The organism is Blastococcus sp. SYSU DS0619 (assembly GCF_054051035.1).
Window position 1 is genome coordinate 22,208 of the sequence record NZ_JBJHAM010000006.1, and the last position, 24,185, is coordinate 46,392.

Genomic DNA, 24,185 nt, shown 5'->3' on the forward strand with positions numbered 1-24,185 from the left:
ACGCGGGGGCGCTACCCGGCCGGGTGCTCAGCGGTCGAGCAGCTGGTCGGCCACCCAGCCGACGACGGCCAGGATCAGCCCGCCGAGCACGGCGGTGCCGAACCCGTCGATGGTCATCCGGTCGGTGATCGCCGCCGTGAGCCCGAGCAGGGCCGCGTTGATGACCAGCAGGAACAGGCCGAGCGTGAGCAGGACGAACGGCAGCGACAGCAGGCGCAGCACCGGGCCGACCAGGGCGTTGACCACACCGAAGATCAACCCGATCCACAGGTAGCTGCCGTACTCCCCCAGCGGACCGTCCGGGTTCGGCAGCACCTCCAGCCCGGGCAGCACGTCGAAATAGGTCAGCCCGTAGAACGCCGCCGCGAAGATGACGATCTTGAGCAGGAACTTGATCACGCCGACGACGCTAGCCGGGCGCGGCGGCCGACTGGGGGATCTCACCCCGTATGGGCTTCTCTAGCGTCGCCGCCAGAGAGCGTTAGAACGCCCTGCACGGCGGTCAGGAGAGAGGGAACGCGCTGCCGGCGACGTAGAGCCCCAGCAGGAAGAGCAGCCAGGCGAGGGTCTCCCCGGAGTTCCGCGTCAACCACCCCTCCAGCCGGGCGAGCGCCGGGGTGAGCCGGTCGCCCAGCGCCGTCCGGACGGCGAGCAGGACCAGCGCCGGCAGGACCATGACCAGGCAGTAACCGGCCAGGACGACGACGGAGGCGGCCAGGGCGAGCCCCGAGGTGGCGAGCAGGGCGATGGCGGCCAGGTAGGGGACCATCGAGGCCGCCTCGATGCCGGCCGCCGTGACACCCAGGACCACGACGGTGCCGCGGGGACCGTCGCCGCGGGCCGCGTCCCGCAGCCGGGCCAGCCGTCCTGGACCCCGCGCGGCCCGCGCGGCGCGCTTGCGCTCCTTGCCGGCCGCGGTCCACGGCTCGATGGTCAGCCCCAGGACGACGAGCACGACGCCCACGGCCAGCCGGGCCACCCGCCCCGCCGTGCTGTCCATGGCGTCGGCGACCGGCTCGAACACCACCCCCGCGCCCAGCACGAGCGCGATGCCGAGCGCCAGGTAGAAGCCCGCCACCGTGCCGAGGAACAGCAGGACCCGGCCGACCGGGACCCGACCGGGAGCGAGGAGGAACCACACCGGGAGCACCAGCGTGCCGACGCTCGTGCTGTCCACGAGGGCCAGCGCGGCCAGCGGCACCAGCAGCTCCACGACGCCCTCCTTGACAGCACACCCGTGCTGTCAAGGGAAAGTAGCACAGCTGTGCTATCAAGGGTCCGTGCCCAGGGTCGTCGATGCGGAGCAGCGGCGGCGGGAACTGGCCGGAGCCGTGTGGCGGGTGATCCGGCGGGACGGCGTCACCGGCGCGTCGGTCCGCTCCGTCGCCCGCGAGGCCGGCACCTCCATGGGCGCGCTGCGGCACTGGTTCCCCACCCAGGACGCGCTGCTCCACTTCGCGATGACGCTGGTCTCGGAGAGCGTGCGGAACCGGATCGTGGCGGTCGTGCAGGCCGGCGAGCCGCTGGTCACCCAGGCGCTCGCCGTGCTGGAGGAGACCCTCCCCCTCGACGAGGAGCGACGCGCGGAGGCGGAGGTGTGGCTCGCCCTGACCGCGCGGGCCCTCGTCGACGCCGACCTGGCGGCGTTGCGCGACCGGGCGGCGGCGGAGCTCCGGGACCTGTGCGCCCTCGTGCTGGGCGCGCTGGCCGACGCCGGAGGCGTGCGCGACGGCCTGGATCCCGACCTGGAGGCCGAGCGGCTGTACGCCGTGCTGGACGGCCTCGCGCTGCACGCGCTCACCCGCCCGTCGGCCCTGCCGGCCACCCGGGTCCGCGCGGTGCTCGAGGCGCACCTCGCCGAGCTCCGCGACACGCGCTAGACGGTTCTACCGTTCTCTATGCCGGGCACTAGAGAACGGCATACGGTGCACGACATGGATCCGGTGCGGAACCCCTATGCCCCCGGCGCGGGCCAGCGCCCGCCCGAGCTGGCCGGCCGGGACGGCGAGCTGTCGGCGTTCGACGTCGTCCTCGAGCGGATCGCCCGCGGCCGGCCCGAGCGCTCCCTCGTGCTCACCGGCCTGCGCGGCGTCGGGAAGACGGTGCTGCTCAACCAGCTGCGCTCGGCCGCGATCGCCCGTGGCTGGGGCACCGGGAAGATCGAGGCCCGCCCCGAGCAGTCGCTGCGCCGGCCGGTCTCCTCCGCGCTGCACATGGCGCTGCGCGAGCTGGGCCCGCGCCACGGCGACCAGGAGTCGGTGGCCGAGGTGCTGGGCGTGGTGAAGGCGTTCGCCCAGCGGGTCAATCCGACGGAGGCCAAGGTGCGCGACCGGTGGCAGCCGGGCATCGACGTCCCCGCAGCCACGGGGCGGGCCGACTCCGGCGACATGGAGATCGATCTGGTCGAGCTGCTCAGCGACGCCGCCGGGGTGGCGGCCGACATCGGCAGCGGCATCGCCCTGTTCATCGACGAGATGCAGGACATCCAGCCCGACGACGTCTCGGCCATCTGCGCCGCGTGCCACGAGCTGTCCCAGCAGGGAGCACCGCTGATCGTCGTCGGCGCGGGTCTCCCCCACCTGCCGGCGGTGCTCTCGGCGTCCAAGAGCTACTCCGAGCGGCTCTTCCGGTACCTGCGGATCGACCGGCTGGACCGCGAGGCGGCCGACCGCGCCCTGCTCGCCCCGGCGGAGCGCGAGGACGTGGCCTTCGAGCCGGCCGCGCTCGACGCCCTCTACGCGGCCGCGGACGGCTACCCCTACTTCGTCCAGGCGTACGGGAAGGTCACCTGGGACGTCGCCGCCGCCTCCCCCATCACCGCCGCCGACGTGGCGATGGCCGCCCCGGCCGCCGAGGCGGAGCTCGCCGTGGGGTTCTTCGGGTCCCGCTACGACCGCGCCACCCCCGCGGAGCGCGAGTACATGCACGCGATGGCCGAGCTGGGCGGTCCCGGCGGAGCAGCGGTGGCGACGTCGGAGGTGGCCGTCTCGCTGGGGCGCAAGCCGGCGTCGCTCTCCCCCGCCCGCGACTCGCTGATCAAGAAGGGCCTGGTCTACTCCGCCGAGCGCGGTCAGATCGCCTTCACCGTGCCGCACTTCGGCCGCTACCTGCTGCGCCACCCCGAGTAGGCCGGGCCCCGGCGGTCCCGGCGGCGGCAGCCCGGGCGGCGGGGCTCAGGCGGTCCGGGGGACGGACGGCGGCAGGTCCTCCGGCCCGGCCTCGACCGGGCGGGGCCGGTCCAGCGGGTGCGCGCGCACCGCCAGGACGGCGACGTCGTCCTCGGCGCCCTCCCCGAGCAGCTCCTCGAGCAGCCGGTCGCACAGGTCGGACAGCGACAGCCCGGACGAGCCCGCCAGCACGTCCCGCACCCGGGCCCGCCCCTCGTCCAGGGGCACGCCGCGCCGTTCGAACAGCCCGTCGGTGAACAGCACCAGCGTGCTGCCCTCGGGCATGGTCGCGTCGCCGTCGGCGAGCTGCTCCACCCAGCCGGTGCCCAGCGGCGGGCCGACCCGGACCGACAGGTCGCGCACCTCGCCGTCGGCCAGCAGCAGCATCGGATCGGGGTGCCCGGCCGAGGCCCAGTGCAGCCGCCGGACCCCGGCCGCCCGCTCGGCATCCCTCTGCTCCACCCGGCAGACCAGGGCGGTGGCCATGGCGGGCACAGCCAGGCCCACCAGCGCCTGGTCGACCCGGTGCAACAGCCCGGCCGGCTCCTCGAGGCGGTCGTAGCCGATGGCGCGTACCAGCGTCTTGACCTGCCCCATGGCGGCGGCGGCCTCGACGTCGTGCCCCATCACGTCGCCGATGACCAGCACGGTGTCGCCGTCGGGCTGCAGGAAGGCGTCGTACCAGTCGCCACCGATCGAGATGCCCTGCGTCGCGGCGCGGTAGCGCACGGCCAGCTCCAGGCAGTCCGGCTGGACCGGCGGGGAGAGCAGGCTCAGCTGCAGCCGCTCGGCCACCTGGTGGTTGAGCGTGACCAGCCGGGCGTTGTCGAGGGCCAGGGCCGCCCGGCGGGAGGCGATCTCCGCGGTGCGCAGCTCGGTGCCGGTGTGCGGGCCCCGCTCGGGCCCGTTGACCAGCGTCAGCGCGCCGAACACCTCGCCGCGGGCGACCAGCGGGAACGCCGCGACGGCCATCGGCCGGAGCGGCTCGAGGGCCTCCCGGCTGACCGGGTCGGCGATCATCGTCGCCAGGTGCTCCTCGGTCAGCTGCTCGATCACCACGGGCGCGCCACTGCGCAGCGCCACGGGCACCGGGGCGGTGGCCGCGTTCGACGCCACCCGCGCGTCGGCGTAGCGGTGCATGGCCTCGACCAGCGACGGATCCCGGTGGGCGCGCCCGACGTCGCGCCGGGTCCCGTCGGGGTCGACCACGCTGACCAGGCACCAGTCGGCCAGCTGCGGCACGACACGGGCGGCGAACCGGGCGACCGCCTCGTCGGTGTCCAGCGTCGAGGTCATCGCCTGGCTGATGTCGCCCAGCAGCATCAGGTGCCGGCCGGTCTCCTCGGCCTCGCGGGCTGCCCGGGCAGCCTCGGCCGCGACCTGCTCGCGGGCGGCGACCGCGGCGGCCCGCTCCTCCTCGGTGCGCCGGCGCGCGGTCACGTCGTCGTAGGTGACCACCAGCCCCGCGTCGGTGAGGAACGCATCGGCCCGGAACCACCTGCCCAGCGGTGCGAACCAAGCCTCGGTGCTGCCGGACTCGCCGGTGCGGCGCACCCGGCGGTAGAGGACCTCGAACGGCCCGCCGACGGCCTCCGGGAACTCTGCCCAGATGTCCCGGCCGAGGAGCTCGGGCACCCGGCGGTCGAGCGCGCGGGCACCGGCCGGGTTGACGTAGCCGAAGCGCCAGTCGGCATCCAGGACGAACATCGGCCGGTCCATGCCCTCGACCGCCTGGAGGAGCAGACCGCCCAGCGGCGCAGCGGGGTCGCCCAGGGATGTGCCGTCCACGCCGCTCCGTCCTGGCGCACGGGTGGCGGCCCAGGCCGTCAGCCTGGCGCCTGCCCGGGACGAAAGCAACGTCGGGGAGGGACTTCCCCCCGTCGGGCGAGACGGGGCGCCGACCGCGCCGTGGGGGCGAACGCGCCGGACGACCGAAGTCGGTGCCGCCCGGGGTTGACACCCTCCACCCCGGGGCACACCCGGAACCGTCGGACTTCGGACTCGAGGTGGTGGAGAGCATGGGGCGACTCGCGTGGCCGCTGCGCCCGCTGCCCGACGGGCGCGGCGAGGTCTGGCGCTGGCGGCTCGCCGCGCTCGGCGAGCTGCCCGCCGCCCGCGCCGGCCTGCGCTCCCGGCTCGGGCGGGTCGGTCTCCCGCACGACGACGAGGAGGACGCGGCCAGCGAGCAGCTCGTGCTGGCCTTCGACGAGCTCGCCTCCAACGCCCTGCGGCACGGGGAGTCACCGGTGGTGGCCACGGTCGTGGCCGGCAGCGGCGGCTGGCTGCTCGACGTCAGCGACCGGGCGCCCGAGTCGATGCCCGCACCGACGGCCGACCGCGACCCGGCGCAGGGCGGCATGGGCCTCCAACTGGTGGCCCGGCTCTCCGTCGCGCACGGCTGGTACGTCGACGAGGAGTGCAAGCACGTGTGGGCCTGCCTCCCGACCAGCACCGCGGAGCCCGAGTACGCCATCGCGTAGCGGTGCCCACGTGCAAGGACATCGCGGTCCTGCCGGACCGCACCGCGGCCACCGGTGTTCCACGTGCAACCACGAACGCGCAGAGACCCCCGTCGCCCGAGGGCGGCGGGGGTCTCTCACGGCGGTGCCGTCGTCACGGGACGACGAAGGAGATCGCTCCCTTGCCGTAGGTCGGCACCTCGATGGCGAGGTCCACCCGGTTGAAGGCGGAGAGCATCCCGACGAGGTCGCCGGGGATCTCCTCGCCCGGGGCGTAGAGCTTGTGCAGCTTCGAGTGCGGGGCGCCCGGGGTGTTGAAGAGTGCGGAGAGCACGTTCACCACCTCGTGCAGCGCCTCGACCTGCATCGTGGTCAGCTCGCCGTCCTCCTCCACGGCGTCCTGGCACCCGCCGGGGGGCAGGAGCGCCAGCGCGCCACCGGTGTAGGCGGACGCGCCCAGGTCCATGAGGCACAGCGCGTTGACGGCCATCTGCGGGTCGACGTAGACGGCGACCGCGACCGGCTTCTCCGGCGTGGGGGTCAGCGGGGCGCCGGGCGAGACGTTCACCGGCTTCCCGACCAGGCCGGCGAGCATGTCGCGGATGTCCTTGGCGGCCGGCAGCTGCACGGCGGTGGGGGCGGTCACGCGATCACCCCGTCCAGGTGCTCCTTGAAGGTGTCCTCGGTGAACGGCTTGGCGATGAGGAAGAGCGCGCCGGCGTTCGCTGCCTTCTCCCGCATCTCCGGCGACCCCTCCGAGGTGACGAACCCGAACGGCACGGCCGAGCCCGAGGACCGCAGCGCCTGGAGGCACTCGATGCCGGTCATGTTCGGCATGTTCCAGTCGGACAGGACCAGGTCCGGCTTCTCCGAGCCGACCTTGGCCAACGCGTCGGCGCCGTCCTCGGCCTCGACGATGTCGTGGTCGTCGTACCCGGCCTGACGCAGGGTGCGGATGACGATCTGCCGCATCACGCGGCTGTCGTCGGCGATCAGGATCTTCACAGTGACACCTCGTTCTCGCGGGTGGGGGTGGGAACCGGCAGCGGCGGGAGTGCGCCCTGCACGGAGATCGAGAGAGCCTCGCCGCGCCACACGACGTCGATGCGGCAGAGGTCGCCCGGGTTGCGGACCAGGGGAGCGTTGCCGACCTGCGGCAGGCTGAGGGCGGACGGTCCGGGCAGCGCCGCCTTGACGCTGCCCCCGACCACGTTGGCGATCTCGCCGAAGGCATCGGCGACGTCCTCGTCGTCGAGGACCTCCGGCGCGGACTCCCGGAGCAGCGCCCGGGAGAGCTCCTCGGCGGTGGCGCGACCGGTGGTCAGGACGACGCTGCCGGTCCAGGGGCCGACGACGTCGACCCAGCTGGACAGGATGTCGCCGGGCAGGGGGGTCGGCAGCGGGACGAGGACCTCGTCCTCGCCGACCAGCGAGATCCATGCCTCGCCGGCGATCGACAGGATGGTGTCCTCGTCGATCAGGTCGTTGATCACCGGGCGGGCGTCGCTGCTGCGGCGCCGCGCGCCGGTGTCGAGCGTGCTCACAGGGCGACCTCCTGGGGGAGCAGGCCGAGCAGCGCGAGCTTGTCGCGGAAGGCGTCGGCGGTGAACGGCTTGATCATGTACTCGTGCGCGCCGGCGGCCAGGGCCCGGACGATCTGGGTGTGCTCGCTCTCCGAGGTGACCATCATCATGGTCATCCGGCGCCAGGCCGGGTTGGAGCGGACGGCGGAGACGAACTGCAGCCCGTCCATCACCGGCATGTTCCAGTCGATCGTGGCGAGGTCGGGCACCCACCCCTCGTTGAGCACGTTGAGGCCCTCACCGCCGTGGCCGGCGTCGCGGACCTCGTAGCCGAGGTTGGTGAGGATCCCGGTGACGATCCGGCGCATGGCGCGCGAGTCGTCGATCACCAAGGCACGCATTACTTCCCCTTCAGTGGGCGGTAGGCGGAGCTGCGGCCGATGACGACCCGCTCCCATGAGTCGTCGACCCCGAGCGTGGTCTCGGCGGCGCCGAGGAAGAGCCAGCCATCAGGTCGCATGAGGTCCCGCACACGGCGGAGGATCGACTGCTTGGTGGGCAGGTCGAAGTAGATGAGCACGTTGCGCAGGTAGACCACGTCGAAGGGGCCCATCCGCGGCAGCGGGGCGGCGAGGTTGCACTCGCTGGCGTTGACCATCCGGCGGAGGTTGGGCGAGACCTCCCACTCCGTGCCGGCCCGGGTGAAGTGCCGGACCAGCATCGGGGCGGGCAGCCCGCGGTTGACCTCGAGCTGGCTGAAGCGCCCCGCGCGGGTGCGCTGGACCATCTCGCGGGACAGGTCGGTCGCCGTGATCGACACCCGCGAGGCGGCGTTGGGCAGGGCGTCGTCCAGGAGCATCGCGATCGTGTACGGCTCCTGGCCGCTGGAGGAGGCCGCCGACCAGATCTGCAGCCGCTCGTTGGCCCCGCGCGCCGACAGCAGGGCCGGGAGCACGGTCGAGGTCAGCGCGGTGAACGGGTCGCCGTCGCGGAACCACGAGGTCTCGTTGGTGGTCAGCGCCTCGACGATCCGGCGGGTGTTGTCGGCGTCCGGGCGCACCCGGACGGTCTCCACCAGCTTGCTGACGTCGGTCAGGCCCATCTGCCGGGCGATCGGCAGGAGGCGGGCCTCCACCAGGTACTCCTTGCCCGGCTGGAGAACGATGGCGCTCTCCTTGCGGACGAGTTCACGGACCCAGTCGAAACTGGTCGCGGTCAGACTCATCGACGACCTCCCACGGCCATAGCTGTTCCGGAGTTCAGGAGTGCGGCGCCCGAGAGGTGCCGCTGGATCGCCTCGGCGATCCGGTCGAGCGGCAGGACCTCGTCGGCGTAGCCGGCCTGGGCGACGGCGCCCGGCATGCCCCACACGACCGAGGTGGCCTGGTCCTGCACGACCACGGTGCCGCCAGCGTTGCGGATCTCCCCGCACCCGTTGCGGCCGTCGGCGCCCATGCCGGTCAGCACCACGCCGAGCACCGCGCCGTCGTAGGCGGCCACGGCCGACCGGAACAGGGGGTCGACCGCAGGGCGGCAGAAGTTCTCCGGCGGGTTCTGGTTCAACGAGGTGGTGAACGCGGCGCGGCCGTTCACGCGGACGACCAGGTGGTGATCGCCGGGCGCGAGGTGGACCGTGCCCGGGACCAGCGGGGTGCCGTCGACCGCCTCGACCACACGCAGCGCGGAGAGCCGGTCCAGGCGCTGGGCGAACTGGCGGGTGAAGACCGGGGGCATGTGCTGGGCGAGGAGGACGGGCACCGGCAGGTTGGCCGGCAACGCCGGCAGCACCCGCGCCAGCGCCTCCGGGCCACCGGTGGAGGAGCCGATGACCAGCACCGCCGGCTTCTTGCCGGGCCCGGTCCGCGGGGCGGCCGGACGGGGCGGCGGAGCGGCGGGGGCGGCGCGCGCCACCGTCGTCACCGGACGGCCGGTCAGCGCCTTGATCTTCGGGATCAGCTGCTCCCGGACGCTCTCCATCGACTGCGCCACGCTGCCGACGTTGGCCGGCTTGGTGACGTAGTCGTTGGCCCCCGCGGAGAGGGCGTCGAGGGTGGCGGTGGCCCCGCGCTCGGTGAGCGTGCTGAACATGATGATCGGCACTCGGCTGCGCAAGCCCCGGATGGCCCGGACCGCCTCGATGCCGTTCATCTCCGGCATCTCGATGTCCATGGTGATCAGGTCGGGCTTGAGCTGCTCGAGCTTGCCCACGGCGACCTTGCCGTTGACGGCGGTGCCCACGACCTCGATCCCCGGGTCCGCGGAGAGCACGTCGGTGACGATCTTGCGGACGACGACCGAGTCGTCGACCACCATCACCTTGATCGGGTTCACACGTCCTCCTGGCCCCTGCCCACGTCGACCGGCGGGCTCGTTGTCTGTATCGGCATGTCCGCGCCCGGCTTGAGCCCTTGGCGGTACGGCATCCGACATTTCCCGGACGGATCGGGACATGGGCGACGAGGATGCCGGCAGCGGCACCCGAGCGCGGCAGAATGGCCGCCCGGCGCCCGCGCGGCCATTCCTCGGAATGGCGGTGCGGGAGACGGCGGCCGGATCACCCCGTCCGGAACGCCTGGCCCCCGCGGCCGGAAGGGCCGAGGCGGGCTGGTGCTACCGGAGGATTCTCGGCACGGGGCAGCCGGAATACAGGCGACACGCGAAACGTGTTGCCCCATCTTTTTGCCGTCGACGATTGTCGACGGGGACGAGACAGATGGGCCGCACAACCATTGTCGACATGTGCCGCCACAATGGCGGACGACCTGGGCGGATGCGGCGCGGCGCGGTGCGCCGCGGGCCGGTCAGCGGAGCGCGGCGACCCGGCGGCCGGGGGCACGCAGGAGGGCGACGGCGTCACTGCCGAGGAGGTCGTCGACGACGATCGCCTGCACGCACCCGGAGACGGCGTTCCACACCCCGGCCGCGCCGTCGTGCAGGTCGAAGCCCCCGTCGAGGAACGCCTGGACGGCGAGCAGCTGGGCCGCGGCCAACGCGCGGATGCGGCCCGAGACGTGGGCGCCCCAGGAGGCCTCGTGCATCGCGGTCGCCCAGGGACGGCGCTCGGCCCGGCCCTCGTCCACGGCGACCCGCCAGCGGGTCCGGCCGGCGTCGTCGAGATCCCGGACTGCGGCGAGGAAGCCGGTCAGCTCGTCCGCTGCCGGGCCCAGGCCCCACGAGCCCGGACCGGCCAGCGGGCCGGCGTCCAGCGCCCGGTCGAACGCCGCGGTCAGGTCACGGCGGACCAGGGGCGGCAGCACGCCGGCCGCCCAGAAGCCCACGGCCGCGTCGGCCAGCACGTCGGTGGCCTCGTCCCACTCGTCGGCGTCCCACCCGGCCCGCAGCGGGTGCTCGGCGCCCAGGACGTCGTCCCGGAGCAGCCGCTCCAGCGTCGGGGCGTCCCCGATGGTGCCCTGCTCGAGCTGGGCGACCAGCAGGGCCGCCCGGTCTCCCTCGCCACTGCCGGCCTCGGCGGCCGAGCGCATGTGCGGCACGCCCGCCGCCATCTCGCGGGCCCGGCGGGAACGGACGGCGCGCACCCCGCGGCGCTCGCGGTCCAGGCCACGGGCCGGGTGCACCCCGGCCAGCCGGGAGATCGCGCTCGCGTCCGCTCCCAGGCCGGCGAGGAGCACCTCGGCGACCGAGCGGCCGGCGGGCAGGCGCACGAGGTCGAAGCCCAGGGTGGCGGCGCTGACCAGCGAGTAGGGCATGGCAGGGCCTCCACGGCAGCCGGGAACAGGACGGACCCATGCTGACTGCCCGACCGGCGAAGCGCCATGCACACGTCACCCGATCGCTGGAGCCGACTTCCGCCTACCAGGCGTGTCCGAGGCCCCACTGTCAGCGATGCATCACGCTGCGTGACGAAGCCACTCCCCCGCGCCCGCCTTTGCCCGGAAAAGCCGGAACGGCGGGGAGGTCACCCTCCCCGCCGCTCCTTCCTGCTGCTCTCTCGTGCCGGGTGGGCCCGGAAAGTCCGCGCAGACGCGACGGACACGCTCCGCCCACCGGGGGACGGCACCTGGCCGCGGTGTCGTCCGGAGGACGACGGTTGGCTAAGCGCTAAGGGCCTTCTGGACGTCCAGGGCCAGCAGCAGCTTGCCGTCGAGCTTGTACGCACCGCGGATGAGGTCGCGGGCCTGCCCCTCGAGCGTGTCCGGCGGCGCCTCGAAGTCACCGGCGTCGACGTCGACCACGTCGGCGATGGAGTCGACCAGCATGCTGACGGCCTCGCCGTGCAGCCGGACGACGATGACGACGGGGTCGGTGCCCTCGGGACGCGGCGGCCGGCCGAGCCGCTCGCGCAGCTCGATCGCGGTGACGACCTGGCCGCGCAGGTTGATCAGGCCGGCGACGGCCGTCGGGGCCAGCGGCACACGGGTGAGCTGCTGGCTGCGCAGCACCTCCTGCACGTGCTCGACCTCGATGCCGTACAGGTCGCCGTCCAGCCGGAAGGTGGCCAGCTGGCCGCTGGCCGCGGGCGCGAGCGTGCGAGTGGGAGCGGTCACGTCAGACCTCCAGCAGGGAGTCGGAGACGCCGGACGGCGCCGTGGTCGAGTGCGAGTAGAAGGCCGGGTCGGCGGCCAGGATCGCGGCGCGGACGTCGAGCAGCTCGGTCACCTTGTCGCCGAGGACGGCGGAGCCGAGCAGGCCCATGTCGTCGATGTCGCTGCGCACCGCGGCCTCGCCGTCGACGATGTCGAGGATCTCCTCGACGACGATGGCGACGCTGCGGCCGTGGTCGGCGTAGACGATGACCTCGAGCACCTCGCGGTCGGACTCGCCGTAGGCGCCCAGGTGCCGGTCGAGCCGGACGATCGGCAGGATCGCCCCGCGGTACTGGACGACCTCCCGGTTGCCGACCTTCTCCACCGACTCGGTGCGCACCTGCTCGAGGCGGGTGACGGTGTCGAGCGGGATGGCCACCCGGCGGCCGCCGCCGATCGCGGCCAGGAGCATGCGCTGCCGCTCGGTCTCGGCGGCCGCGATCTGCAGCGAGCCGGCGCGGGCCTCCTGCCGGTCGCCGGTCTCGGTGCGCAGGGCGCGGCGGGCGAGCGCCTGCACGTCGAGGATCAGCGCCACGGTGCCGTCGCCCAGGACCGTCGCCCCGGAGTACAGGCCGATCGCCTTGAGCTGGCCGCCGACGGCCTTGACGACGATCTCCTCGGTGTTGATGACCCGGTCCACGACCAGGCCGAAGCGCCGGCCCTCGGAGCGGAGGACCGCGATGACGACGTGCCCGTCGTGCCGCTCGGAGGTGAGGCCGAGGACGTCGGTGAGCCGGACCAGCGGGAGGAGCTCTCCGCGGAGCCGGTACACCTGCGCCCCGCCGACCTCCTCGACGGCGTTGACGGCCTTCTCGGCGTCCAGCGACACGAGCTCCTGCAGGCTGATCTGCGGGATGGCGTAGCGGTCGGTGGCGCACTCGACGGTCAGCGCCGGGACGATCGCCAGGGTCAGCGGGATGCGCAGCCGGCAGACCGTGCCCACGCCCGGGTCGGACTCGACCTCGATCGTGCCGCCGATGGACTCGATGTTGGTCTTGACGACGTCCATGCCGACGCCGCGGCCGGAGACGTTCGTGACCGCCGCGGCGGTGGAGAAGCCGGGCAGGAAGATCAGCTGGAGGATGTCCGCCGGGCTCATCCGGGAGAGCGCGTCCTGGGTGAGCAGCCCGCGCTGGACGGCCTTGGCGCCGAGCTTGACCGGGTCGATCCCCGCGCCGTCGTCGGCGACCTCGACCACGACCTGGCCGCTCTCGTGGCGGGCGCGGAGGGTGAGGACGCCCTCGGTCGGCTTGCCGGCTCGTCTGCGGTCCTCCGGGGTCTCGATCCCGTGGTCGACGGAGTTGCGGACCAGGTGGGTCAGCGGGTCCTTGACCGCCTCGAGCAGCGTCTTGTCGAGCTCGGTGTCCCGGCCCTCCATCTCCAGGCGGATCGACTTCTTCAGCTGGAGACCGAGGTCGCGGACGACGCGCGGCAGCTTGGACCAGATGTGGTCGATGGGCTGCATGCGCGTCTTCATGACGCCCTCCTGCAGCTCGCTGGCGATCAGGTTGAGCCGCTGGGAGGCGCGGATGAGGTCGGTGTCGGTCTGCCGCGCGACGTTCTGCACGATCTGGTTCCGGGTGAGCACCAGCTCGCCGACGAGCAGCATGAGCTCGTCGAGCAGGTCGACGTCGACCCGGATGGTGCTGTCGGCGACGGCGCGGCGGACCTGACCGCCGGCGGCGTCCGCGGGCACGGCATCGCCCTCGGGGTGATCGCTGACGACGGGCTCGGGCACCGGGTGCTCCTCGACGACGGGGGCCGGGGTCGGCGGCTCCTCGGGCAGGTGGACGGGCAGCTCCTCGACCTCGGCGACATCGACGACGACCTCGGCGAGGGGAGCGGGGGCGGGGGCTGCCTTGGCGCGGCTGGCGCGGCGCTTGGCGGGCGCCTTCGCGGCGGCCGGGGCGGCCGGGGCGGCCGGCGTCTTGCGGGCGGCCCGCGCCGGGGCCTTCTTCGTGGGGGCCTCGACGGCCGGCTCCTCGGCGGCGGCCGGGGCGGCGGCCGGGGCGGCGGCCGGGGCGGCGGCCGGGGCGGCGGCCGGGGCGGCGGCCGGGGCGGCCTCGGCGACCGGGCCGTCCTCCATGGCGGCACTGATGTCGGCGACGACGGCGGAGACGTCCACCGAACCCTCGCCGCCGTTGGCCTCGATCGAGGTGAGCAGGGACCGGACGGTGTCGACCATCTGCAGCAGGACGCTGGTCCGGGTGGGCGTCAGCTCGAGCTCGCCGTCCCGCAGCCGGGACAGCATGTTCTCGCCGACGTGGGTGACCTCCTCCAGCTTGTTGAAGGCCAGGAAGCCGCTGGTGCCCTTGATGGTGTGGATGGTCCGGAAGATGCTCGACAGCCGCTCGCGGGAGTTCGGCTCCTGCTCGAGCGCCACCAGGTCCGTGTCGAGCTGGTCCAGGTTCTCGTGGCTCTCGACGAGGAACTCCTCGACGATGTCGTCCAGACCGTCCACTGTTGCCTTCTCTCTGGTTGCGACGGGGCGCAGTCGTCCCCGTTGGGTCATCGGCGGCCCGCCGGCGGACTCAAGGTGAATCCGCCGGCGGACGTCGCCAGTCGTGTTATCGGCAGTGCGTCGCCCGCGACCGACCACCGGGCCGGGCGACGCGCCGGCTCAGTAGGTGAACTGCCCGACGGTGGTGCGCAGGTCGGCGGCCATCCGGGACAGCTCGTCGACGGCGGTGCGGGTCTGGGTCAGCGCCTGGGTGGTGGAGTCCGCGGCGGAGGAGACCCCGGAGATGTTCTCCGCGATCTGCGTCGTGCCACCGGCGGCTTCCTGCACCGACCGGGACATCTCGTTGGTCGTCGCGGTCTGCTCCTCCACCGCGCTGGCGATGGTGGTCTGCCGGTCGGAGATCTGGGCGACGATCTGGCTGATCTCGGCGATCGCCTCGACGGCGGCTCCGGTGTCGCCCTGGATGGCCAGGACGCGGCGGGCGATGTCCTCGGTCGCCTTCGCCGTCTCCTGCGCCAGCTCCTTGACCTCGTTGGCCACCACCGCGAAGCCCTTGCCCGCCTCACCTGCCCGGGCGGCCTCGATCGTGGCGTTCAGCGCCAGCAGGTTGGTCTGCTCGGCGATCGAGGTGATGACCTTGACGACGTTGCCGATCTCGGCCGAGGACGCCCCCAGCTTCGCCACCGTCGCCGACGTGGTCTCCGCCGCGGTCACCGCACGCGCCGCCACCTGCGAGGCCTCGGCGGCGTTGCTGGCGATCTCCCGGATCGAGGCGCCCATCTGCTCGGCACCCGCGGCGACGGTCTGCACGCTGCGGCTGACCTCCTCCGCGGCACCGGACACCACACCCGACTGCGCGCTGGTCTCCTCCGCACCCGCCGAGATCTGCGCCGAGGACGCCGACAGCTCCTCGCTGCTGGCCGCCACCGCATCCGCCGAGCCGGCGACGGATGACAGCACGGACCGCAGGTTCGCCACAGCCGTGTCGAGGCCCTGGCCCATCCGGCCCATCTCGTCCTTCGACATCAGCCCGCTGGTCTTCGTCAGGTCGCCCTTGGCCAGCGCCTCGGTCACGTCCTGCACCTTGCGGACGGCACGAGCGATGCCGGTGGCGACGAAGAGCCCGCCGGCCAGCGCCAGGGCGATTCCGACGACCATGATGACGATCGACAGGAACCGCTGGCTGTCGTACTCACTGCGGATCGCGGCGGCCGCCTCGCCCGCCTCCGCGGCCTCGATGTCCCGCAACCGCTGGATCTCCGTGCCCAGGTTCTCGGCGATCGGCGCCCCCTGCGCGGCGTTCGCGGCCATCCAGCTGGCGAAGTCCTGCTGGGCCGCGAAGGGGACCAGGACGTCCTTCTGGAACGCGACGTAGGCGGCCACGTCGGCCTCCACCTCGTCGAGGGCGGCCAGCTTCTCCGGTGCGTCGGTCGCAGCCCGGTACTCGTCGACCGCGGCCTGCATCTCCCCAGCCAGGGTGTCGATGGCGGCGATGTTGGCCGCCGCGTCGGTGCCCAGGACCGTGTCGCGCAGGTTCACCCGCATGTCGCCGAGCAGCCCGTCCATGTCGGCGGCGTCCGCGACGCTCAGCAGGTTGTTCTCGTAGAGCTGGTCCGCCGCCGTGGCGGAGGAGCCCAGTGCCTGGAGCCCGAGCACGCCGATGGCGCCGGCGACGACGCCCGCGACCGAGACGGTCGTGAGCACCTTGGTCTTCACCGAGCGGTCGCCCCACCAGGTCAGCGCGCCGGCGCTGCGGCCGGCGGCCGGCTGGGGGCCGCGGCCACCCCCGGGGGCGGTCGTGCGGGCGGCTGCGCTCATGGCGGTGCTCCAGGTGGGGAAGAAGGGGAAGAGCGCGCACCGGATCTCGCCCGACGAACTGTGGGACGTCCTTGCGCGGTGGGAACAGGGAGGAACATAGGAGATCAATGAGTCGGGAACGGCCGGAATTGCGGCGTGTCGGACACGTGCCGCGAGAATGGCGGGCGACCGGCTCTTCCGTGTCGACATGCCGCCATTCGCGTGGCCACGAACAGAAATGTGAATGCCGGTGGTGACCGGAATGGTCACCACCGGCATTCGCGGTGGGGCTGGGGTCGGTCAGTAGGTGAAGCGACCCACCGTCGTGCGCAGGTCGGCGGCCATCCGGGACAGCTCGTCGACGGCGGTGCGGGTCTGGGTCAGCGCCTGGGTGGTGGAGTCCGCGGCGGAGGAGACCCCGGAGATGTTCTCCGCGATCTGCGTCGTGCCACCGGCGGCTTCCTGCACCGACCGGGACATCTCGTTGGTCGTCGCGGTCTGCTCCTCCACCGCGCTGGCGATGGTGGTCTGCCGGTCGGAGATCTGGGCGACGATCTGGCTGATCTCGGCGATCGCCTCGACGGCGGCTCCGGTGTCGCCCTGGATGGCCAGGACGCGGCGGGCGATGTCCTCGGTCGCCTTCGCCGTCTCCTGCGCCAGCTCCTTGACCTCGTTGGCCACCACCGCGAAGCCCTTGCCCGCCTCACCTGCCCGGGCGGCCTCGATCGTGGCGTTCAGCGCCAGCAGGTTGGTCTGCTCGGCGATCGAGGTGATGACCTTGACGACGTTGCCGATCTCGGCCGAGGACGCCCCCAGCTTCGCCACCGTCGCCGACGTGGTCTCCGCCGCGGTCACCGCACGCGCCGCCACCTGCGAGGCCTCGGCGGCGTTGCTGGCGATCTCCCGGATCGAGGCGCCCATCTGCTCGGCACCCGCGGCGACGGTCTGCACGCTGCGGCTGACCTCCTCCGCGGCACCGGACACCACACCCGACTGCGCGCTGGTCTCCTCCGCACCCGCCGAGATCTGCGCCGAGGACGCCGACAGCTCCTCGCTGCTGGCCGCCACCGCATCCGCCGACGCCGCCACCGTCCCCAGCACCGTCCGCAGGCTCTCCTGCGCGGTGCCGAGCGAGGCCGCCATGCGACCCAGCTCGTCGTTCGAGCGCACGTCGGGCGTGATGGTCAGGTCACCGGCCGCGAGGGCGTCCACCGACCTCTGCACCGAACGCACCGTGGCGACGATCCCCCGGACGACCAGGACGGCGAGCACGGCAGCGGCGCCGATGCCGATGGCGAGGGCGATCCACAGGGTGAAGCGCGCCGTCGAGGCGAGGTCCTGGCCGGTGGCGGCGTCGGCCGCCGCGTCGGCGGCCTGGCGCTCCTGCTCGGCGCCGAAGGCGTCGGACAGCGCGCGCCCGGTCTCGGCCAGCGGGCCGGTCACCACCGTCTGCACCGTGTCCCGGTCACCGGCGTCGGCCGGGGGGTACAGCTGCCGATCCACCGTGGCGTAGTAGGCGTCGGCGGCGTCCAGGACCGGCGCGAAGTCGGCCGGATTGTTCAGCGTGGCGACGTAGGCGTCCATCTCCTCGCGGAACTGCGCCCGGCGCTCGGCCAGCACGGGGCGGAGCTCGGCGCGCGTGGCGTCGTCGACGAAGCCGTACATGTTGTTGCGGGCGCGGTCACCCTGGAAGGTCCGCTGCGCCTCGGCGAGCTTGTTCAGCGGGACGATCGAGTCCTCGTAGAGGTGGTCGCCGGCGTCGGCGAGCGTGCCGATCCGCTGGACGGCCAGCCCGGTGAGACCGATCGCGACGATGGCCAGCACCGCGAGGGCGGCGCCGATCTTGACGCCGATCGGGCGGTCGATGAACCAGCGCGCCCGCCCGGAGCGGGTGCTGTGTGCGGGAACGGTCATCGCGTTTCTCCAGGAATGGATTCGTACGGGTGGATGAGGCTCGGCTGCATCCCCGATGACGCTGTCTCGCCCTGGCCCCGATCACGCATGTCGTGCGTGATGGGAAGAAATTTAGGACACCCACGGGCCGCGATCGTCCGAAATGGCGGCGTGTCGAGGCCCCCGTAGCGAGAAAGCTCGGTGACCACTTTTCCCGTGTCGACATGCCGCCATTCCGGCGACCACCCCGGACGGAATGCGCGAACGCCGGTGGTGACCGGGGAACGGTCACCACCGGCGTTCGCGGGTGGACGGTCGGGTGCGGTCAGTAGGTGAAGCGACCCACCGTGGTGCGCAGGTCGGCGGCCATCCGGGACAGCTCGTCGACAGCGGTGCGGGTCTGGCCGAGGGCCTGCGTCGTCGAGCCGGCGGCCGAGGAGACCCCGGAGATGTTCGCCGCGATCTGACCGGTGCCGTCGGCGGCCTCCTGCACCGAGCGCGACATCTCGCTGGTGGTCGCCGTCTGCTCCTCCACCGCCGAGGCGATGGTGGTCTGCCGGTCGGAGATCTGCGCGACGATCGCGGAGATCTCCTCGATCGCGGTCACCGCCGCCGTCGTGTCGCCCTGGATCGCCAGGACCCGCTTGGCGATGTCCTCGGTCGCCTTCGCCGTCTCCTGCGCCAGCTCCTTGACCTCGTTGGCCACCACCGCGAAGCCCTTGCCCGCCTCACCGGCCCGGGCGGCCTCGATCGTGGCGTTCAGCGCCAGCAGGTTCGTCTGCTCCGCGATCGAGGTGATCACCTTCACCACGTTGCCGATCTCGGCGGACGAGTCACCGAGCTTGGCGACCGTGGCGGTGGTCGTGGCGGCGGCGACCACGGCGCGGGACGCGACCTCGCTGGCCTCCGCGGCGTTCTGCGCGATCTCGCGGATCGACGCACCCATCTGCTCCGCGCCGGCGGCCACCGTCGCGACGCTGCGGGAGACCTCCTCGGCCGCACCGGCCACCACCCCGGACTGCGCCGACGTCTCCTCCGCCGAACCGGCGATCTGCGCCGAGGAGGCGCTCAGCTCCTCGGACGACGCGGCCACCGCATCGGCCGAGGCCACGATCTCGGTCACCGTGGTGGACACCACGGCCGCAGCGGTGTTGAGCGCCGCCGCCATCTCGCCGATCTCGTCCCGCCCGCGCACCGGGAGCCGGACGGTCAGGTCGTTGGCCGCCAGCCGCTCGAGCCCCGCCTTGACCTCCCGGACGCCGCGGACGATGCCGCTGGACACGAACCAGGCCAGCCCTCCGCCGGCCAGGACGGCGATCGCGAAGACCACCATCGAGACGACCCGTGTCTCGGTGCGGGCGTCGGCGACGGCCGCCTCCGCCTCCGCGACGCGGGCGTCGACCGACGCGACGAGCTCCACCATCGCCTGGTCGAGCAGGTAGAAGACGTCCCACTTCTCGCCCTGGGAGAGCGCGTCGCCCTCGTCGAGGCGCCCCTGCTGCCACAGCAGGAAGATCTGGTCGTTGTAGTCGCTCATCAGCGCCCAGTTCTGCTCGATCACCTCGAGGCTGGCCTCGGCCTCGGCGTCCAGCTGGTCGGGGTCGAGGTCGAAGAGGGCCTCGAAACCGGCGGCACCGTCGCGGTAGGCGGCCACGTTGTCGCCGTCGGGGGCCGCGGCGACCGCACCACCGTCGACCCGGGCCTTCCAGGCGGTGATGTTCTGCCAGTTCGCCGCCCACAGCAGGTCGTAGCGGGCCGCCTCCACCGCCCGCTGGGCGGCGACGGCGTCCCTGGACTCGGCATGGAGGTCGGCCACCCGCTGGGTGCCGGTGATGCCGGTGACGGTGGCGGCGATCGTGCCCAGCAGGAGGGCGGCGCTGACGGCGAAGATGCGGGTGGCTATCCCCCGGTCGCGGTACCAGTGCCTCTGTCGGACGTCGTGCCGTGGTGCGGACATGCTCGTGTCATCCCTTGCTCAGCCGGTGGATCCCGCTGATCATCACCATTCCGAGCCGTTGTTTCAGCACTGAGCCATCCGTGTCGCAATCCCGGTCGAAATCGACGGACGACCATTCCCCGGCCGGCCGATTTGTCGACCCGCCGACGCGGAAGAGGCGAGAGGGGCGTCCGGCCGGTCGGCCGGGCGCCCCTCTCGTCGTCCGTGGGTGCGACGCGCGCGTCGCCGGTGTCAGTAGACGAAGCTCCCCACCGTGGTCCGCAGGTCGGCGGCCATGCGCGACAGCTCGTCGACGGCGACCCGGGTCTGGGTCAGCGCCTGGGTGGTGGACTCGGCGGCGGACGAGACGCCGGTGATGTTGGCGGCGATCTCGGTCGTCCCGCCGGCTGCCTCGGTCACCGAGCGGGACATCTCGCTGGTGGTCGCGGTCTGCTCCTCCACCGCCGAGGCGATGGTGGTCTGCCGGTCGGAGATCTGCGCGACGATCGCGGAGATCTCCTCGATCGCGGCGACCGCGGCGGTGGTGTCGCCCTGGATGGCCAGGACCCGCTTGGCGATGTCCTCGGTCGCCTTCGCCGTCTCCTGCGCCAGCTCCTTCACCTCGTTGGCCACCACCGCGAAGCCCTTGCCCGCCTCGCCGGCGCGGGCGGCCTCGATCGTGGCGTTCAGCGCCAGCAGGTTCGTCTGCTCCGCGATGCTCGTGATCACCTTGACCACGTTGCCGATCTCCGCGGACGAGTCACCGAGCTTGGCGACCGTGGCGGTGGTCGTGGCGGCGGCGACCACGGCGCGGGACGCGACCTCGCTGGCCTCCGCGGCGTTGCTGGCGATCTCCCGGATGGACGCGCCCATCTGCTCCGCGCCGGCCGCGACCGTCTCCACGCTCCGTGACACCTCCTCGGCGGCGGAGGCCACCACCCCGGACTGCGTGGAGGTCTCCTCCGCCGACGCCGCGATCTGCGCCGAGGAGGCGCTCAGCTCCTCCGACGACGCCGCCACCGCCGTGGCCGAGTCGGCGACCGACGACAGCACGCCACGCAAGCTGGTCCGGGCGGCGTCCAGCGAGGCGGCCATCTGGCCGACCTCGTCCAGCGAGGAGACCTCCGTCGGCACCGTCATGTCGCCCTTCGCCAGCGCCTCCAGGGACCGCTTGACGCGCTCCACCGGGCGGGTGACCGACCGCATGGTGAGCACGCTGAGGCCGACGACCGCCAGGATGGCGACGACGGCGACGACGACGGTCTCGATGACGGCGGTGCTGATCGCCTCGTCCAACCGGACCTGGGCCTGCGCGCCCTGCGCCGCGAGGGCGTCCTTCGCGTCACTCACCGCGCCGTCGGTCAGGTCGTTGGCGGCCTGGATCTCCTCCCAGCGGAGCCGGGCGCCGGCCTGGTCGGCGACGGCGGAGTCGACGAACAGGGTGATGGCGTCGGTGTAGGCGCCGTAGCTGTCGGCCAGGCCGGCCACCGCCTCGGCGGCCGCGCCCTCGATCTCGATGGTGGCCAGCTCGTCCAGCAACGCCCGCGGGGTGGCGATGTCGTCGGCCAGCTCCGCGAGCTGCTCGGCCGGGTCGGGGCGGGTGATGGCCTTGAACCCGTCGACCTTGAGCTCGCTGGCCCGCGTGTCCAGCTGGAGGACCAGCTCCTGGGCGTGGTTGAGCGCCGCCACCTCCGTGTTGGCCTCCCGGACCGACGACATCTCGTTGAGGACGGCCGCGGTCAGGCCACCGAAGGCCAGCACCACCACGCCCACCAGGATGCCGAACTTGGCCGCGAGGGAGCGGTCGGCGAACCACCCGGCACGCCGTCGGGAGACGGGGGAGGGGGCAGGTGGGCGCACGGGGACCGTCCAAGGGATCGACTGAGCCGCCAGTTGTGGCGACGCCGTCATTGTTGTCACTCCAGCCACGTACGCATGCGTGCCGGCTGTGGGGGGAGAGGTGATCGTTATGCGGACCTGCGGTCAGCGCATTTCTTCAGGCACCGTGTCGACACGGCTGGAATGGTCACCCACCCGGCCGGGACCGCATTGCTCGGCGCGACAACAGGTATTCCGGGAATGTCGACATCGGGAGATGAGCCGACCACCGGCCGCCACGACGGTCCTCCGGGCGCGCCGCGCGACACGCGACGCCGCCGGCTCAGACCAGCCGGTCGGCCAGCGCGCCGAGGAGGTCGACCGCGGCCTCCGGCCCGGCGACCCGGTAGCGGGCCGCCGTCTCGCCCTCGCCCACCTTGACCGTCAGGTCGTCGGGCCCCAGGGCCCGGAACCCGTCCTCGTCGGTGACGTCGTCGCCCAGGTAGACCGCCGCAGCCGCGCCGAGCTCCTCGACCAGCCGCCGCAGCGCCCCACCCTTGTCCGCGTCGGTGACGGCGATCTCGAGCACGTCCTTGCCCGGCTTCATCGTCAGTGACGGATCGGCGGCGTCCCGGGCCTCCGCGAGCAGGGCAGCGGCCCGATCGCGATCGGCGACCTGGCGGACGTGCACGGCGACGCTCGCCGGCTTGACCTCCAGCCGGGCACCGGGCGTGGCCTCGACGAGCGGGGCCAGCAGCTGCGCCAGCTCGTCGCGCCGGCCGGCCTCGTCGCCCGTGAGGGGCCCGTCGAACTCGGCCCCGTGGCTGCCGATCCAGCGGAAGTCGCCCTCCAGCCCGCTGGTCCGGCGCAGGTCGTCCACCCCGCGGCCGCTGACCAGGGCCACGATGACGCCGTCGACCGCGGCGAGCCGGGCCAGCGCCTCGGCGACGCCGGGCTCCGGGACGGCCGCCGCAGGGTCGTCGCGCAACCGGGCGAGGACGCCGTCGTAGTCGCTGGCCACCAGCAACGGCCGGCGCCCGGCCAGGGCCGCCAGCGCGGCGTCCGGGACGGGGGAGGTCATGCCTGCCCCTTCAGGGCGTCGAAGAAGGAACTGGCCCAGTGCTCGAGGTCGTTCTTGAACAGGTGCCGGCGCATGGCCCGCATCCGCCGGGCCGCCTCCTCCGGCTCGATCCGCAGCGCCCGGACCAGCTGGTTCTTGACCCCGGTGATGTCGTGCGGGTTGACGAGGAAGGCCTGCCGCAGCTCCGCGGCCGCGCCCGCGAACTCCGACAGCACCAGCGCGCCGCCGAGATCGCCCCGCGCGGCAACGTACTCCTTGGCCACCAGGTTCATGCCGTCCCGGTAGGGGGTGACCAGCATGACGTCGGCGGCGCGGTAGAGAGCGGCCAGCTCCTCGCGCGGCATCGACTGGTTGAAGTAGTGCACGGCCGGGCCGGCGATGGAGCCGTAGACGCCGTTGATGTGGCCGACCTGCTGCTCGATCGTCTCGCGCATGTGCACGTAGTGCTCGACCCGCTCGCGGCTCGGCGTGGCAACCTGCACCAGCACGGTGTCGGGCGCCTCGAGGGCGCCGTCCTCCAGCAGCTCCTCGAAGGCGCTGAGCCGGACACCGATGCCCTTGGTGTAGTCGAGCCGGTCGACGCCGAGGACGATCTTGCTCGGGTTGCCGAGCTCGGAACGGATCTCCTGCGCACGCCGGATCACCTCGGGCGAGCGGGCGAGCTCGTCGAAGGCGCTGACGTCGATGGAGATCGGGAAGGCGCGGGCGGTGACCACCCGTCCGTCGTACTCGATCTGGTTCCGGCGGCAGCTGAGCTCGTGCAGCCGCCGGGCCAGCTGGACGAAGTTCGTGGCCGCGGACGGGCGCTGGAAGCCGACCAGGTCCGCGCCGAGGAGACCCTCGACGATCGCCGACCGCCAGGGCAACTGGGTGAACAGCTCGTACGGCGGGAAGGGGATGTGCAGGAAGAAGCCGATGGTCAGGTCCGGCCGGCTCTGCCGCAGCATCGCCGGCACCAGCTGCAGCTGGTAGTCGTGCACCCAGACGATGGCGCCCTCGGCGGCGACCGCGGCGGCCCGTTCGGCGAACCGCTTGTTGACCTGCACGTAGGTGTCCCACCAGGCCCGGTGGTACTCCGGCTTCTCGACCACGTCGTGGTACAGCGGCCACAGCGAGGCGTTCGACATGCCCTCGTAGTAGCGGTCGACCTCGTCCTCGGTGAGCGGGACGGGGATCAGCGACATCCCACCGGACTCGAAGGGCTCCGGCGCCTCGCCGGCCGAGCCGGACCAGCCGACCCACGCGCCGCCGCGCCCGGCCACGAACGGCTCCAGCGCGGTGACCAGACCGCCGGGGCTGCGCTGCCAGCGGGTGCTGCCGTCGGGATCGGTGACCTGGTCGACCGGCAGCCGGTTGGCGACCACGACCACAGGGCTGTCCGCCCCGACCTGGTTCTCCGTGTTCTCGGCCATACCGCCACGACCCTATCCAGAGGACGCCGTCCCCGCTCCACGGGTACGCGCGGATCAGCAGGACGGGGGAGGAGGACCGGAGCCGGCCCCGCGG

21 protein-coding genes are annotated in these 24,185 nt (G+C 73.0%); 3 read left to right on the forward strand and 18 right to left on the reverse strand.

What is annotated here, in order from left to right; all coding sequences use genetic code 11:
• Window positions 1–27 precede the first annotated feature (27 nt).
• Together ACI79T_RS09960 and ACI79T_RS09965 are read right to left on the reverse strand one after the other, a co-directional pair.
• On the reverse strand, window positions 28–399 hold the full coding sequence (locus ACI79T_RS09960; protein ID WP_456609901.1) for a phage holin family protein: 372 nt from the start codon (window positions 397–399) through the stop codon (window positions 28–30).
• Window positions 400–502: 103 nt separating this feature from the next.
• Entirely contained in the window at window positions 503–1,213 is a 711-nt protein-coding gene (locus ACI79T_RS09965) for a GAP family protein (protein WP_456609902.1), read from the reverse strand.
• A 67-nt stretch (window positions 1,214–1,280) separates the two neighbouring features.
• On the opposite strand from ACI79T_RS09965, the gene ACI79T_RS09970 reads away from it, so the two are divergent.
• Both ACI79T_RS09970 and ACI79T_RS09975 read left to right on the forward strand, forming a co-directional pair.
• Window positions 1,281–1,880: a TetR/AcrR family transcriptional regulator gene (locus ACI79T_RS09970; protein WP_456609903.1), complete on the forward strand. Its 600-nt coding sequence runs from the start codon at window positions 1,281–1,283 to the stop codon at window positions 1,878–1,880.
• 54 nt (window positions 1,881–1,934) lie between these two features.
• Entirely contained in the window at window positions 1,935–3,128 is a 1,194-nt protein-coding gene (locus tag ACI79T_RS09975) for an AAA family ATPase (RefSeq protein ID WP_456609904.1), read from the forward strand.
• A gap of 45 nt (window positions 3,129–3,173) precedes the next feature.
• Here the strand turns inward: ACI79T_RS09975 and ACI79T_RS09980 are convergent, their stop codons facing one another.
• Window positions 3,174–4,955: a SpoIIE family protein phosphatase gene (locus ACI79T_RS09980; RefSeq protein WP_456609905.1), complete on the reverse strand. Its 1,782-nt coding sequence runs from the start codon at window positions 4,953–4,955 to the stop codon at window positions 3,174–3,176.
• Window positions 4,956–5,185: 230 nt separating this feature from the next.
• Between ACI79T_RS09980 and ACI79T_RS09985 the strand changes: the two genes are divergently transcribed.
• Entirely contained in the window at window positions 5,186–5,647 is a 462-nt protein-coding gene (locus ACI79T_RS09985) for an ATP-binding protein (RefSeq protein ID WP_456609906.1), read from the forward strand.
• A gap of 133 nt (window positions 5,648–5,780) precedes the next feature.
• Here the strand turns inward: ACI79T_RS09985 and ACI79T_RS09990 are convergent, their stop codons facing one another.
• From ACI79T_RS09990 to ACI79T_RS10060, 15 genes are all read right to left on the reverse strand, one after another.
• The gene (locus tag ACI79T_RS09990) at window positions 5,781–6,272 is read right to left on the reverse strand and encodes a hypothetical protein (protein ID WP_456609907.1); all 492 of its coding nucleotides are present in this window, start codon (window positions 6,270–6,272) and stop codon (window positions 5,781–5,783) included.
• A complete protein-coding gene (locus ACI79T_RS09995; protein WP_456609908.1) occupies window positions 6,269–6,631 on the reverse strand; it encodes a response regulator in 363 nt (120 codons plus the stop codon). Before ACI79T_RS09995 ends, ACI79T_RS09990 begins: the two co-directional genes overlap by 4 nt.
• Window positions 6,628–7,170 (reverse strand): chemotaxis protein CheX, encoded by a 543-nt coding sequence (locus ACI79T_RS10000; RefSeq protein ID WP_456609909.1) that lies wholly within the window; start codon window positions 7,168–7,170, stop codon window positions 6,628–6,630. The genes ACI79T_RS09995 and ACI79T_RS10000 overlap by 4 nt, the downstream gene beginning before the upstream one ends.
• On the reverse strand, window positions 7,167–7,550 hold the full coding sequence (locus ACI79T_RS10005; protein ID WP_456609910.1) for a response regulator: 384 nt from the start codon (window positions 7,548–7,550) through the stop codon (window positions 7,167–7,169). The genes ACI79T_RS10000 and ACI79T_RS10005 overlap by 4 nt, the downstream gene beginning before the upstream one ends.
• Complete coding sequence (locus tag ACI79T_RS10010) at window positions 7,550–8,374, reverse strand: CheR family methyltransferase (RefSeq protein ID WP_456609911.1); 825 nt, start codon at window positions 8,372–8,374, stop codon at window positions 7,550–7,552. Before ACI79T_RS10010 ends, ACI79T_RS10005 begins: the two co-directional genes overlap by 1 nt.
• A complete protein-coding gene (locus ACI79T_RS10015) occupies window positions 8,371–9,480 on the reverse strand; it encodes a protein-glutamate methylesterase/protein-glutamine glutaminase (RefSeq protein ID WP_456609912.1) in 1,110 nt (369 codons plus the stop codon). The genes ACI79T_RS10010 and ACI79T_RS10015 overlap by 4 nt, the downstream gene beginning before the upstream one ends.
• 470 nt (window positions 9,481–9,950) lie before the next feature.
• Window positions 9,951–10,856, reverse strand: a complete 906-nt coding sequence (locus ACI79T_RS10020) for a hypothetical protein (RefSeq protein WP_456609913.1) — start codon at window positions 10,854–10,856, stop codon at window positions 9,951–9,953.
• A gap of 345 nt (window positions 10,857–11,201) precedes the next feature.
• On the reverse strand, window positions 11,202–11,654 hold the full coding sequence (locus ACI79T_RS10025; protein ID WP_456609914.1) for a chemotaxis protein CheW: 453 nt from the start codon (window positions 11,652–11,654) through the stop codon (window positions 11,202–11,204).
• A gap of 1 nt (window position 11,655) precedes the next feature.
• Window positions 11,656–14,154 (reverse strand): chemotaxis protein CheW, encoded by a 2,499-nt coding sequence (locus tag ACI79T_RS10030; RefSeq protein ID WP_456609915.1) that lies wholly within the window; start codon window positions 14,152–14,154, stop codon window positions 11,656–11,658.
• Window positions 14,155–14,313: 159 nt separating this feature from the next.
• Window positions 14,314–15,972 carry a methyl-accepting chemotaxis protein gene (locus tag ACI79T_RS10035; protein WP_456609916.1) on the reverse strand — a complete coding sequence of 553 codons (1,659 nt, stop codon included), beginning with the start codon at window positions 15,970–15,972 and terminating at the stop codon, window positions 14,314–14,316.
• A gap of 279 nt (window positions 15,973–16,251) precedes the next feature.
• A complete protein-coding gene (locus ACI79T_RS10040; RefSeq protein ID WP_456609917.1) occupies window positions 16,252–17,865 on the reverse strand; it encodes a methyl-accepting chemotaxis protein in 1,614 nt (537 codons plus the stop codon).
• A gap of 304 nt (window positions 17,866–18,169) precedes the next feature.
• The gene (locus ACI79T_RS10045; RefSeq protein WP_456609918.1) at window positions 18,170–19,801 is read right to left on the reverse strand and encodes a methyl-accepting chemotaxis protein; all 1,632 of its coding nucleotides are present in this window, start codon (window positions 19,799–19,801) and stop codon (window positions 18,170–18,172) included.
• A 231-nt stretch (window positions 19,802–20,032) separates the two neighbouring features.
• Window positions 20,033–21,691 carry a methyl-accepting chemotaxis protein gene (locus ACI79T_RS10050; protein WP_456609919.1) on the reverse strand — a complete coding sequence of 553 codons (1,659 nt, stop codon included), beginning with the start codon at window positions 21,689–21,691 and terminating at the stop codon, window positions 20,033–20,035.
• Window positions 21,692–21,941: 250 nt separating this feature from the next.
• Window positions 21,942–22,679: a trehalose-phosphatase gene (gene otsB, locus ACI79T_RS10055; RefSeq protein WP_456609920.1), complete on the reverse strand. Its 738-nt coding sequence runs from the start codon at window positions 22,677–22,679 to the stop codon at window positions 21,942–21,944.
• Entirely contained in the window at window positions 22,676–24,091 is a 1,416-nt protein-coding gene (locus tag ACI79T_RS10060; RefSeq protein ID WP_456609921.1) for an alpha,alpha-trehalose-phosphate synthase (UDP-forming), read from the reverse strand. The genes otsB and ACI79T_RS10060 overlap by 4 nt, the downstream gene beginning before the upstream one ends.
• Window positions 24,092–24,185 lie beyond the last annotated feature (94 nt).